11 protein-coding genes are annotated in these 12771 nt (G+C 70.9%); 2 read left to right on the top strand and 9 right to left on the bottom strand.

Going from position 1 to position 12771, the window contains the following annotated elements:
* Positions 1–146: 146 nt before the first annotated feature.
* Both LZ199_RS06965 and LZ199_RS06960 read right to left on the bottom strand, forming a co-directional pair.
* A complete protein-coding gene (locus tag LZ199_RS06965) occupies positions 147–1430 on the bottom strand; it encodes an Nramp family divalent metal transporter (RefSeq protein WP_253992855.1) in 1284 nt (427 codons plus the stop codon).
* Between the two features lie 304 nt (positions 1431–1734).
* Positions 1735–2982, bottom strand: a complete 1248-nt coding sequence (locus LZ199_RS06960; protein WP_407667172.1) for a macrolide family glycosyltransferase — start codon at positions 2980–2982, stop codon at positions 1735–1737.
* A 78-nt stretch (positions 2983–3060) separates the two neighbouring features.
* On the opposite strand from LZ199_RS06960, the gene LZ199_RS06955 reads away from it, so the two are divergent.
* A complete protein-coding gene (locus LZ199_RS06955; RefSeq protein ID WP_253992853.1) occupies positions 3061–3675 on the top strand; it encodes a TetR/AcrR family transcriptional regulator in 615 nt (204 codons plus the stop codon).
* A gap of 7 nt (positions 3676–3682) precedes the next feature.
* Here LZ199_RS06955 and LZ199_RS06950 read toward each other — a convergent pair whose 3' ends face one another.
* Positions 3683–4390 carry a hypothetical protein gene (locus LZ199_RS06950; RefSeq protein ID WP_253992852.1) on the bottom strand — a complete coding sequence of 236 codons (708 nt, stop codon included), beginning with the start codon at positions 4388–4390 and terminating at the stop codon, positions 3683–3685.
* Between the two features lie 347 nt (positions 4391–4737).
* Between LZ199_RS06950 and LZ199_RS06945 the strand changes: the two genes are divergently transcribed.
* Complete coding sequence (locus LZ199_RS06945; protein ID WP_253992851.1) at positions 4738–5469, top strand: HAD family hydrolase; 732 nt, start codon at positions 4738–4740, stop codon at positions 5467–5469.
* Between the two features lie 30 nt (positions 5470–5499).
* Here the strand turns inward: LZ199_RS06945 and LZ199_RS06940 are convergent, their stop codons facing one another.
* The 6 genes from LZ199_RS06940 to LZ199_RS06915 all read right to left on the bottom strand — a co-directional run bounded on the left by LZ199_RS06940 (position 5500) and on the right by LZ199_RS06915 (position 12536).
* Complete coding sequence (locus LZ199_RS06940) at positions 5500–7344, bottom strand: ArnT family glycosyltransferase (protein ID WP_253992850.1); 1845 nt, start codon at positions 7342–7344, stop codon at positions 5500–5502.
* Positions 7341–8291, bottom strand: a complete 951-nt coding sequence (locus tag LZ199_RS06935) for a hypothetical protein (RefSeq protein ID WP_253992849.1) — start codon at positions 8289–8291, stop codon at positions 7341–7343. The genes LZ199_RS06940 and LZ199_RS06935 overlap by 4 nt, the downstream gene beginning before the upstream one ends.
* Positions 8278–8790, bottom strand: a complete 513-nt coding sequence (locus LZ199_RS06930; RefSeq protein ID WP_253992848.1) for a hypothetical protein — start codon at positions 8788–8790, stop codon at positions 8278–8280. The genes LZ199_RS06935 and LZ199_RS06930 overlap by 14 nt, the downstream gene beginning before the upstream one ends.
* A 73-nt stretch (positions 8791–8863) precedes the next feature.
* A complete protein-coding gene (locus tag LZ199_RS06925; RefSeq protein WP_253992847.1) occupies positions 8864–9832 on the bottom strand; it encodes a CarD family transcriptional regulator in 969 nt (322 codons plus the stop codon).
* A 72-nt stretch (positions 9833–9904) separates the two neighbouring features.
* Positions 9905–10117: a hypothetical protein gene (locus tag LZ199_RS06920; RefSeq protein WP_163865230.1), complete on the bottom strand. Its 213-nt coding sequence runs from the start codon at positions 10115–10117 to the stop codon at positions 9905–9907.
* Between the two features lie 88 nt (positions 10118–10205).
* Entirely contained in the window at positions 10206–12536 is a 2331-nt protein-coding gene (locus LZ199_RS06915; protein ID WP_253992846.1) for a protein kinase domain-containing protein, read from the bottom strand.
* Positions 12537–12771 lie beyond the last annotated feature (235 nt).

The following is a 12771-nucleotide window of genomic DNA, read 5'->3' as shown; positions in this document are numbered from 1 at the left end:
CGTGGAAGAACGACCGTCAGCACCGCTCAGCCTACTTCGAGCCTCGTGCTTCGGGGAGGCCATGCCGTCCGCTCGTGCACCCTCCAGCGGACGCAACGACCGCCAGTTCACATCCTCGCTCCCAGCTCGCCACCGTGCGTCCAAGCTCAAGGCCCGCGCAGCTTGCGCAGTGCGTCGAGTGCCTCCTGGAGACCGACGGCGAGGAAGAGGAGCAGGGTGGCGACGAGCGCGGCGTTGGTGAGCCAGCCATTGCGCAGGGCGCCCACCCAGGCGCGTCGGTTGTTCATCCACAGCAGGGTGGCGGCGAGCAGCGGCATGAACAGCGCGCCGACGATGGCGTAGGCGAGCTGCGCGCGCTGGAGCGGTGCCCAGAGCATGGGCAGCGGGACGATGGCGAGCGCCACCAGGTACAGCCGCCACGCGCGAGTCTTGCGCAGGTCCACGGCGGGCCCCGGCGTGCCCTTGCGGTGGATGCGCAGGAAGTCCGCGAAGAGGTAGGGGATGCCTTCCCAGACGCCCAGCAGGCTGGAGAAGACCGCGCCCCAGAAGCCCGCGAGGAACACCCAGTAGCCGGCGGGGCCGATGGCCGCCTCCAGTCGCGTGGCGAGCAGCGACGCCACCTTCAGGCCGCTGCCCTCCAGGCGCAGCGTCGAGCCGATGATGACCATGGCCGCGCCGAACATCCCCGTGAGCGCGTAGCCCACGGCGAGGTCCGCCTGACACGTCTTCAGGCCCTGAAATCCCTCGCGGCCCTTCTCTCGAATCCAGTAGCCATACGAGAGCATCGTCACCGTGCCGCCCACGCCACCCAGGAGGCCCAGCACCCACACGGTGCCCTTGTCGGGCAGGGAGGGAATCACGAGCCCGCGCGCGGCGGCGGCCCAGTCCGGTTGCGAACCCACGGCGGCGAAGAGGACCGCGCCGAACATCAGCGCGATGCAGGCCGCCATCAGCTTCTCGAAGAGGCGGAAACCCCCGAGCCCGACGAGCGCCAGCCCCACGAGCGAGTGGACCACGCCCCAGATGCGTCGTGACGTCTCCGGGTCTCCACCGAGGGGCCACAGCGCATCTCCCGCCGCGCCGCACGCGGAGATGAGCGCGCCGCCCGTGAAGAAGCTCCAGCCCAGCAGGTAGACGAAGAAGACGTTGCGCAGCCACGGGCCCAGCCGCGCCCAGCCCTCCAGCACGGTGGTGCCGGTGGCGAGCTGCCAGCGCGCGACGCCCTCGTTGAGGAAGCCCTTGAGCACCGAGCCCACGACGGCGGCCCAGAGGATGGCCACGCCCACCGCGGAGCCTCCCAGGCTGGCAGTGAGCAGGTCACCCGCGCCCACGCCCGTGGCGGCGACGAGGATGCCGGGCCCGAAGCGAGCCATCAGCCCGGGCCTGGTGGAGGCGACGGACTGCGCGGAGGAGGGAGCCGGGCTTTCCATGAGGCCCGAAAGGCTACCATCCCCAATCGAGCGACACGTCCACCAGACCCGTGCAGCCCAATAGAGGAAGGCTCGGGCCACCTACTGCACCGAGCCGGGCCTGAATCGTCTCCCAGTCGTCGACAAAGGACTGTCGCGCCGTCACATCTTGTCGCGAGAGGACCTGGGTGACTCCGGGCTCGGCCAGTTGGTTCCTGAGGAGATTGGCCTGCTGGTGGAGTTCTCGGCGATGTTCCCGTGGGACACCTCTGGCCCGGACTGCGCGGCCGGCGGGGCCGTGTGTTCGCACGGGGGCGCTCGCTCCTCAGTCGTGGGGAGGAAGTGCCTGCTCGATGAGGTCCGCGGCGCGCTTCACGCCTCCCTCGTCTCGCAGCTCGTCACGAATCGCGGCCACCCGTCGGGCGACGTTCGGGTCCGTGGTGATGCGGTGGAGCGCCTCGCGCAGCGCCTCCGCGGTGGCCTTCTCCGTGTCGAGTCGCACGCCGACACCGAGCTCGACGATGCGGTCCGCGTTGGTGAACTGGTCCGTGGCCTGGGGCACGGCAATCATGGGCGTGCCGCACCACAGGGCCTCCTGCGTGCTGCCCATGCCCGCGTGGGTGATGAAGGCGTCCGACTGCTTCACCACCGAGAGCTGCGGTATCCACGGGTGCACCTCGAAGTTGCGGGGAATCTCCCCGAGCTCCGCGCGCTCGACGTGCCGGCCGATGTTCAGCACCACGTGCCAGCCCGGCAGGTCTCCGAAGGCCGCCATGCAGTGGCGATAGAAGGCCGGCTGGTTCGTGAAGGTGGAGCCGAGCGAGATGAGCAGCACCTTCTCGACGCCCTCGGGGCGCTTCCACGTGCCCTGCAGGGGACGCTCGTCGAAGCAGGGGCCCACGAAGGTGTAGCGCTTCGTGTCCACGCGGTCCGCCTGCGGCTGCATCGCCCGGGGGATGAGCACGAGCGAGCGCGGTGGCAGCCCCACGAAGAGCGTGGACTCCGTCTCCGCCACTCCGCACTCCGCGAGCCACGACGAGAACCGCCGGTAGTACTCGGCGCCGCCGGGAGCCGCTCGCAGCGACTCCATCATCGGCGCCATCTCCTCGGTGTAGCCCTCCCACGCGACGAAGGTGGGTGAGAGCGAGATGGCCGGTCGCCCCCAGTTCTCCGCGAGGATGCGCGCGACATAGCCCGCGATGTCGTAGAGGAAGAGGTCCGGCTTGTCCTGCTCGTAGACGGCGCGGAGCCTCGGCAGCAGGGCGATGGCGTCGTCGAGGAACACGGAGAGCTGGCCGATGGTGTCCTCCGGCCAGCTCCGGTCCGCGACACCTTCGCGCGGCAGCGTGGACGGGTAGGGCACCAGCTCCGCCCCCGTCTCGACGATGCGCTCCGCGAAGGACGCATCATTCGCGTAGGTGACGCGGTGGCCTCGCGCCACCAGCTCCCGGATGACCTCCAGGCTCGGATTCACGTGGCCGTGGGCGGGAATGCTGACCATGGCGATATGGGCGCGACGACGCATGGCGTCCTCCTGAGGCAGGAATAGAGACGAGACGGACCGTCTCGTCATGGCCACCGTGGAGAGGCCGCGCGACATTGTCAAGACGAGACGTTGCGTGTCGTCGGAGTCCCGCTAGCGTACCGGGCGATGAGTGACGCGAAGAAGCCAGATGAGTCCCGGCGCAGCGGGCGTTCGCACCAGGCCATCCTGAAGGCGGTGGTGGAGCTGGTGGGAGAGATGGGCTACGCGCGGCTGACCATCGAGGCCATCGCGGCCCGGGCGGGCGTGGGCAAGCAGACCATCTACCGGTGGTGGCCCCACAAGGGCGCGCTGGTGCTGGATGCCTTCGCCGCGCTGGCGGGCGGAGTGGCGGCCCTGCCCGACACCGGAGACGTCTCGGTGGACCTGAAGGCGGTGCTGCGCGCCACCGTCGTCGAGCTGTGCGAGCCGCGCTTCGAGGTGCCCTCCCGCGCGCTCACCGCCGAGTCGCAGATGGACCCGGTGCTCGCCAAGCAGTTCGTGGACACGCTGCTGCGGCCGAACCTGGAGGTGACGAAGGAGCGGCTGCGGTCCGCGCAGCGGGCGGGACAGGTGGCGCGAGGCGTGGACCTGGACGTCGCCGTCGAGCTGCTGTTCGGTCCGCTGTTCCACCGCTGGCTGCTGCGCACCGCGCCGCTCACGCGCGAGTACGCGGACACGGTGGTGGACTACGCGCTGGCGGCCCTGCGCCCCCCGAGCCCATCGTCGGGGAGCGCGGGCTGACGCGCGCTCAGGGCATGTCGGGACTCATCCCCGGGCACTCGCCGGGCTTCATCTGGTCCGCCGTCTTGTGGACCTCGCTGCTCAGCTGCTTCTGCTTCGTCGGGTCCATCGCGGTGTAGACGATGATGACGCCATCCGGCGTGTCCTGGACGCTCGCGCTGGAGGGCATCGTCGGCGCGCCCGCCATGCCGGAGCCACCCATGCCGGTGTCGTCCAGGCCGTCCTGCTCCTCCAGCGGGCTGTCCCCCAGGTCCTCGCGCTGTGCCTCCTGCATGGGCGTCTCCTGCTGCGCGCGCTGGGTGCTCTCCGCCTGCTGGTGGAGCATGGCCCGGCTGCGCTGCTGAAGCTCCGCCACCTGCGTCGGCTCCGGCGTGCTGATGATGAGCGCCACGCCCTCGGGCACGTCCTGCGCCCGGGCCACCGCGCCCGTGACGGACATGGGGCAGTTGGCCTCGGAGACGCCCTTGTGGTGCTTGCCGTGGTGCTTGCCGTGGTGCTTGCCATCCGGCGGGGGAGGCTGCGGCCCCATGTCGGGAGGCACTGCCTCCGCGGTGGCCGGTGGCGACGGCGGGGTGGGCGGCGGCGGGGTGGGCGGCGGCTGGGTGCTGGCCTGTGGCTCGGCGCCCTGGGATTGCGAGCCCCGCTTGGAGCAGCCGATGGAGAAGCAGAGCGCCGCGGACACGGCGAGAATCGACGGAAGCTTGGACAGATGCATGTGGAAGTCCCCCCGGGGCGTGAGCCCTTCTCGCCGAAGGTGGGCGGGGGGCCGGGCGTCGGCAACGCGGCCGCATCCAGGGTCGCCCGGTGGCCCCGCCCGGGGGACGGTGGAGTCCATCCAGTGGGCGACGCGCCCGGACTGTTGGCGGCCGACGGCCAGGCTCAGCGGCGTGGCCTCGTGATGACTCGCCAACCCGGCGCGGGTGCTTCCTGCTCCCGCCGTTCATTGCCAGACATGAGGCCTTTCGAGCTGACATCCAAAACCATGGGCACCTTCGTCAAACCCCTGAGCGCGTGCCGCGGGCGCTTCTGGCCGGAAGCCTGGGTCGCCATGAAAGGTTTGATATGAGAAGGCTCGCGGTGCTCGACCTGGATGGGACGCTGACGCCAGACACCCTCGGCCTGCTGTTGGTGCGGGAAATGGTGGCGCGAGGCGCTTGTGAGGCCGAATTGGGGCAGGAGTTCGTGTCCATGGTGGCGCGACACCACGCCGGTGACCCGGATTTCTACACGACGCTGGCGGAGGTCTATCAGAGCCTGGGCCGCGTGGTCGCGGGGGTGGCGGTCCCCACCGTGGAGCGCACGGCGGAGGATGTCTGGGCTCAGGCCCGGGGTCGGCTGTTCGGCTTCGTGCGTCCACTCGTGAGGATGTTGAAGTCGAACGGATTCCTGGTGGCGCTGATCTCCGGTGGTCCCATCGAGCTGGTCCACCTGGTGGCCCACGAGCTGGGCATCGATGTCTATCGCGCCGCCGTCCTGGACATCCGGAACAGTCGCTACACCGGACGCGTGCTCCAGGGGCCGGGGCTGCTGGGAGGCAAGCCGAGCATCCTCCGGGAGCTGGAGGTGCTGCACCAGGTCTGTCTGTCGGGTTCATTCGCCATGGGCAACTCCGCCTCTGACGCGGAAGTCTTCCAACTGGTGGGGCTTCCCGTGGCCTTCGAGCCCACCCGGCAACTGGCGGGACTCGCGGCGCGCCATGGATGGCAGGTGGTGGACCGGCACGACGTGTTGCGAGTCCTTCCGGCCCTGCTCGCACGGGGCGCGGAAGGAGAGGACTCACACGCACCCCGGTGACGGGGACGGAGCCTCACGGGCCCGGGGTCTTCACCGTGACTCGGGCCGGACGTAGACGACCACCTGCGGCGTCTCGTCCAGGTACAGGCCCGTCGCCGGCGTGCGCGTGCCGAAGGCCTGCCACGTCTGGAACTCGTACTCGCGAAACTCCTGGTGGTACTGGTACGCGACGATGTCCGCGTCGAAGGGACTGCCCACCGCGCGCAAGTCGGGCCGGAGCATGCCGTTGCGCTGATAGTCGCGGAACGAGCCCCCGTGCACTTCATGAAGGAACAGCCGCGCGCCCGGCTTCGCGTGCTCGTTGATCCACGGCAGCACGCCGGTGACGTGGCTGGACCAGAACTGACGCTGCATGCCCAGCGTCGCCGCGCCCGCCGCGCCTCCCGCGAGCTCCGAGTAGGCCGCCGTCCCGTAGGGGAACACGCGCGCCGAGTACACCAGCGCGGGCGCCAGGAGCAGCGCGAACACGCCCGTCACCACCGCGACTCCTGGCAGTGAGGGCCAGCGCTCCTTGAGCCGCTCCACCAGCGCCCCACAGCCCCGCGACACCGCCTGTCCGGCGAGCAGTCCCAGGAACACCATGGACGGGAACCAGTGCTTCACCCCGCCGAAGTGGGGCACCTGGGGGTGGCTGATGATGAGGATGGACGTCACCGCGTTCGCCCCGACGAGCGCCTCCGCCATCGTCAGGGGCCGCACCCAGGCGCGCGTGCGCGCGAGCTGCCCCAGCACCACCCTCGCCGCCAGCGCGACGAAGCCCGTCACCATGGGCGCGAAGAGGCTGGTGGGCACCGTGAGCGCCGTCTTCACCAGCACGTAGGACAGGGGGAAGGGCGGCTCGCGCAAGAGCGTGCCCAGATAGAACCAGGCGTAGTGGTTGTGCTTGGCGTGGAACGCCAGGTACCACGCGGTGCGGTCCACCGGCTGGTGCCAGAGGTAGGGCCAGTGCAGGTAGAAGATGACGGGGCCGAGCACCGCCATCGCCGCCACCGGCACCAGCGCCCGCGTCACCGGCGCGCACACCTTCTCCAGCCCCTTGAGCGTCCACGCGCCGCCCGCCGCCAGGCTCACGAAGAGCAGCGTGTGGGGACTGAGCAGCAGGAACTTCTTCTGGAAGCCCTCGCCGCCGCCCAGCGACAGGACGAGGAGTCCGTAGAACACCGCCACCGCGGAGAACACGCCCACGAAGCGCAGGAGCCAGCCGCGCGCCTCGGGCTCACCCTCGCTCGCCGTCCACGCCCGCCACAGCGCGAAGGGCGTCAGCACGAAGGGCAGGAACAGCGCGTTGTGCTTGGTGGCCAGCGCCAGCCCGAAGGCCACGCCGCACGCGATTCCCCACCGCGTGTCCTCCAGCGCCCGCCAGAAGCAGTACACGACGAGCAGCCACAGCGCGGCCACGGGCAAGTCGAAGCACGCCAGCTCCGCGTTGAAGTACTGGCGCGGCACCAGCATGAAGGCGAGCGCGGCGAACAGTCCGGCGGTGCGTCCATACAGCGCGCTGCCGAACAGGAAGCTCAGCGCGGGCACCAGCGCCGCCAGGGCGAAGGCGGGCAGCCGGAACGCCGTGGCCGAGCGCATCCACCCCAGCGTGTCGTGGAAGAGCAGGTGGCTCAGCCCGAACAGCGTCTTCATCAGCGCGGGGTGCTCGTGGTTGTAGTCCCACGCGCGGACGATGGCCGCGTCCGTCAGCGCCTTCGCCGGCGAATGGAAGAGCTGCCGGAACCAACCGGCGTAACCCTCCGCCGCGGCGAAGTAGACGCTCTCGTCGCGCGTGTAGCCCACCGCGGACTCCGTCAGCCACAGCGCCACGAAGGCGAGCGCCCACAGCGCCCACGCCACGTATCTCTCATCCCGGGTGGCGGGCCTGCCCATCATCCCTTCACCCCCACCGCCGGCTCCACCGCCAGCACGTCCAGGCACACCGCGCGCCGGTCCGGATTCTGGGAGCGGACCCACACCTTCACCGTGCGCGCCTCGCCCGGAGGCAGGTGGACCTCCGACTTCTTCACGCCCTCCTGGCCCGGCGCTATCGCCACTTCCAGCAGTCGCGCGCCGCTGGCCGCGTCGTCCACGCCCAGCACGGCCGGCGTCAGCTGGGCGTCCCGGGGGAAGGCGTACTCGAAGATGATGCCGCCCTCCAGCCGCAGGCCCACGTCGCCGGGCACGCCGTCCAGCTCCGCGACCAGGCGCCGCGCCCCACCGGGAGCGGGCATCCAGAGGCAGCGGCGCGGCTCGTAGAGGATTTCGTGCCACTCCCGCGCGACGTACACGTTGCCCGGCCCCGGGCAGCGGTGCGCCGTGCCGTCGAAGGGACAGGGCTGGCGCGCGCCGTCGTCGGACTCCAGATAGACGCGCGCGCGAGAGACGAGGTCCGCGGCATTGAAGCGGCGGGGCCGGTGGCGACCGTTCTCGTAGAGGGCCAGCGACAGCGTGCCTTCGTGCGTGGCGGTTCCCACGGCGCGGCGCTCCGGCAGGAAGCTGGCGAGGAAGGCGTCCTCGTCCGAGCGCGGCAGCTCCGGCTGGCCCAGCACCCAGACGCGCGGATGGGCGGAGAGGTCATCCCGGTCCGAGCCCAGGTAGCCGTAGACGGGCAGCGACGGCGGGAGGAAGAGGCGGGCGCGCTCCGCCCACCAGGGGAACAGGAGGACGGCGTCACCGGGCCGGGCCTCCGCCTGGAGCCGCTCCGCCACCGCGCGGTAGCTCGCCTCGGAGGGGAGCTTGCCCGGCAGTCGCAGGTGGAAGAGCAGCGCCAGGAGCGCGACCAGCAAGAGGCCCCCCAGCTCCAGGAGGGGCAGCGCGCGTGCGGTGCTAGGACTTCGCAAGGCGAATCTTCTGCTCGCTCTTTTCGCGGCAGAAGGTGCAGAAGATGGGCTCGCCCGAGTTGAACGACGGCGTCCAGGGCGGGTACATCGAGCACCGCGGGTCCAGGCAGTGGTGCAGCTCCCAGAGGTGGCCGAGCTGGTGGAGCGCGTGGCGGGCCACGGGCTTGAAGCTGGTCTCCAAGTCCTTGTGAGGCTGCAGGGTGATGACGGCGCGGTCCTTGCCCTGGCGCGCGAAGCCCGGAGTGGGGGCGACGCCGCTGGGCAGCTCGCGCTCCTTCAGCTTGCGCGAGGTGAGCAGCAGCACCTTGTCATCCTGGTAGGCGCGAATGCCCTTCACCTGGTCCAGCAGCTTCTCGGCGTCGAGCGGCTCGCCGAGCCCGGGAGGAATCTCCGCGCTGCCGGAGTGCTCGCTGCCCACGCCGAACGCCGTGTAGAGCGTGCTCTTGAGCTTGGCGAGCGGCTTGTCGTCGAAGGGGTCCAGCGTCACGATGCGAATCACGGGGCGTCACCTCGGCGCAAAGGGCCCTCGGAGGGGGCCATGAGCACCGCCCCCGGGACTCGGGTGTCGACTGTCAGTCCTCGCCACCCTCGGCGGGCTTCGCCTTGGGCGGACGGCCACGCTTCTTGGGCGCGGCGGGCTCGGCGCCCTCCGCCTCGGGCGGCTTGGCCTTGGGCGGACGGCCGCGCTTCTTGGGCGCGGCGGGCTCGGCGCCAGCAGGAGGCGCCTCCGGCTTCGGCTTGGGCGGACGGCCGCGCTTCTTCGGAGCGGCGGGCTCGGCGCCCTCTGCCTCCGCGGGCTTGGCCTTGGGCGGACGGCCGCGCTTCTTCGGGGCGTCTTCGTCGGAGGACTTCTCCTCGGACTCGTCTTCGGAGCCCTCTTCGGAGTTCTCCTCCTCGGCGGGCTCGGCCGGCGGCTCCTCGTCGGAGGGCAGGTCCAGGTCTCCGTCGAGGCCAATCAGGTCGCCGTCCAGACCCAGGTCGTCTTCCTCTCCCCGCGCGAACTCGGCGGCGGTGCGCTTGGGGCGCTCGCGGCCGGGCGGGAAGAGGACGATGTCGATGGCGTCCTCGGCGTTGACCTCGGCGGTGCCGAGCGCGGCGGCGACCTCCGACACCAGCAGGTGCCGGGCATTGTCGTACAGCTCACGCTCCTTGGTCGGCAGGGGTCGCAGCTCGCTGAGGATCTGCAGGTCCTTGACGACTTCGGCCAGGCCCAGGATTCCGCCCTGGGTCATCCGCTCCAGGTTGGTGCGAGCGCGCTGTTTCCAGTCCAGGTCGGCCTTGTCACCGTCCGAGCGCAGGAAGGCGAAGACGCTCTTCACGTCCTCGGCATTGGCGACCTTGCGCACGCCGATGGCCACGACCTTGGCCTCGGGAACCATGACCACGGCGCCGTCTTCCTCCCGGCGCATCGTGACGAAGACGAGGCTCTGTCCCGCCACTACTTTCGTGTCGATGGCGGTGACGCGGCAGACACCCTGATTCGGATAGACGACCCGGTCGCCGACCGCCAGCTGGTTGAGTGACGCGGACCCTTCAGGCATGTCCCCCTCACGGGCAGATGGACGTCAAAGGAGGACCGGGCTTAGCACCGGTTCGCGTTCGACGCCACGAGATTACCGGTGAACCGACGCCGTGCGTTCGCCCGTTCGCTGTGCCTCCAAAAGGATGCCCAGAAGCTCCTTCTGCCGTGCGTCCAGCGCCGCCTCCACCTGCGCCTGCGTCGGCCCTGCTTCCGTGCTCCCTGGCCGCGCATCCACGCGACCGGACAGCCCCACCGTCCCCAGCACCACCGCACCTACGACGGCCACCGCCATCAGCTTCAACATGTTGAGCCCTCCTTGCCGCTCAGGGTAGGGGGAGGGCCCGGAGGATCAACTTTTCGGCGACAGGTCGCTGCACGGCTGTAGCACCCCGTCAACGCGTGGGGCGCTCGTTGCGCCGCTCGGGCTGAGAGGTGGGGATGACCTCCAGGAGCAGGGTGCCGGTGTTGTCCGCCAGGTTGTCATCCGGGAAGGCGAGCTGGAGCCAGGATGCTCCCCTCAGCCGCGACGGCTGCCCCACTTCCAGCAGCGCCAGGCCGCTGGGCGAGCCGTCGGGGCCCTGGTCCGTGCCCACCAGGCCGAGCACCCGGCCCACGGGGCCGCCGCCCAGGCCGCGCGTCCGAGCGGGCTCGGCGGTGTAGCGCAGCACCACTTCGTACGTGGTGCCCGGGTCCAGCGCATGGAGGACGAAGCGGTCCGCGCGCGAGAGCTTCACCGCGTGGTGGCGCGCGTCCAGGCGGAACGGCGGATGGGTGGGGCCGCCCAGCTCCCGCACGCGCACCTGGAGCCCGCCCCGGTTGTCCTCGCGCCGCGCGTCCAGCGCGAAGACATAGAGGACGGTGGCGTGGCGGATGAGCTGCTCGTCGGGGCCGAGCAGGCCGAAGGACTCGTGCGCGGGCAGCTCGCTGTCGCCCTCCAGGAAGTAGCCCGCGTGCTCCACGGCCATCGGTCCACCCAGGGACATCCGCCCCTCGGTGTGCACCAGATAGGTGCGAGCCGGGTCCAGCGCCACGCGCGCGGCGGACGTCAGCGGCACGCGGAAGGCGTGGCTCACGGCGGACAGGCGCAGGCCGCCCGGGGCCCAGTCCGCGTCCTGGAGCGGCGGTTCGTGAGGCGCCCTGTCCGCGGCGAGCGCGGCGGCTCCAGAGGTCGGAGTGTTCAGCCGTGGACGGAGCCGCGCGTGGACCGCGAGGGTGTTTCCCCGCTCGGCGCGCACCACCTGGCTCCACGGCACCATGCCGGGAATCTGGACCTCCAGCAGGTGCTCGCTGTCGGCGGGCAGGTGCGTGAGGAGGGCGGGCGTGACGGAGCCCAGCATGCGGCCATCCACCCGGATGGTGGCGCCGGGGGGCGAGGAGCTCAGCTCCACGGAGAAGGTGCCGTTGCGCCCCATGGCCATCACGAGGAGCGCCACACCCACGGCGGCCAGCACCGGCGCGCCCAGCACCACCGCGCGCGGCAGGCGGAAGCCGCCCGGAGGCCTGGGCGCGGGATGGGGCGGCTCGGTGGGGGCTTCGCTCTCCGGGACGGTGGCGGGCTCCGAGGGGCCGGGCACCGCGGGGATGGGCTGGGTGGTGCGCTCGCGGCGCCCCTCTCCCGGCGTCTGCGCGCGAGGGGCCGGGATGGACTCGGGCGGCGGAGGCAGGTCGAGCGGAGGCGGCTCGCGGACGGTGCGTCGGTCGGAGGGGGCGCGCGTCCACCGGGCCATCTGCGCGAGGAACTCGCGCGGCAGGAGCACGGGCCGTCCGTCCGCCACCAGCTCCGTCTCGAACAGGTAGCCCATGAAGTGGGCCAGCGCGCTGGAGGAGACGTCGGGCGTGGCGGTGTGCAGGTAGCGGGTGAGGGCCTCGGCGAAGGCCTCGGCGGTGGGGTAGCGCTGGTCTCGCTCCACGGCGAGGGCGGTGAGGAGGATGCGCTCCAGGGCCGGTGGGATGTCCGGGTCCAGCTCGCGGGGACGCGGAAAGTCGCCCAGGGCGATTTTGCGCATCACGTCCGGGATGGCGCCTTCGAAGGGCAGCCGCCCGCACAGCGTCTCGTACAGGAGCGTGCCCGCCGCGAAGATGTCCGCGCGCGCGTCCAGCTCCCGGCCCCGGGCCTGCTCCGGCGCGAAGTACGCGTACTTGCCCTTGGCCTCCGTCTCGTCGGACTCGTCGCTGGCGCCATGGCCCGCGAGCCGCGCCCGGGCGATGCCGAAGTCCACCAGCTTCACCTGGCCCTCGAAGCTCAGGAGCACGTTCTGCGGGCTGACGTCGCGGTGGATGATGTGCAGCGGCCGGCCGCGGTCATCCAGGCGGGTGTGGGCGTAGGCCAGCCCCTTGAGCACCTCCACCGTCACCAGCAGCGCCAGCGGTTGGGGTAGGGTGTAGAGCCCCTTCTCGCGGGCCCGTCGCAGCACCCGTGACAGCGGATGTCCGTCCACCCACTCCATCGCGATGAAGTACTGGCCGCCCACTTCGCCAAAGTCGAAGACCTGGGCGATGTTGCCGTGGCTCAGCCCCGCGGCGATGCGCGCCTCGTTGACGAACATGGAGACGAAGGCGCTCTTGTCCGCGTAGCCCGGGAGGATCTTCTTGATGACGACGGGCTTGGTGACCCCCGCCACCGCCGTCATCCGGGCGCGGTAGATCTCCGCCATGCCGCCCGTCGCGATGCGCTCGAGCAACGTGTACTTGCCGAAATCGAGCCCTTCGGACGGGTGCTCCACGTGTCTTCCGGCTCCTCTGGGCGCACCGGGCCGATGTGCCGCCCCTCCACGACTCCAACACGCCTCTCGAGACCCGCGCGAAGCTATCATCAGGGCTCTGGAAACGTTAACACGGGAAAATTCCGTTGACCATGCTTGCTCGGCTCTTTGTCCTGGGTGTTCTACTGGGGGGCTCCGACGTTCTGGCGGCTCCGGCGGTGTTGCTCGCGCCCGTGTTGGGATTGCCTGAGCGCGT

The sequence above is a fragment of the Myxococcus qinghaiensis genome, from assembly GCF_024198215.1.
Taxonomy (GTDB): domain Bacteria; phylum Myxococcota; class Myxococcia; order Myxococcales; family Myxococcaceae; genus Myxococcus; species Myxococcus qinghaiensis.
This window is presented reverse-complemented; position numbering and strand designations above follow the sequence as displayed.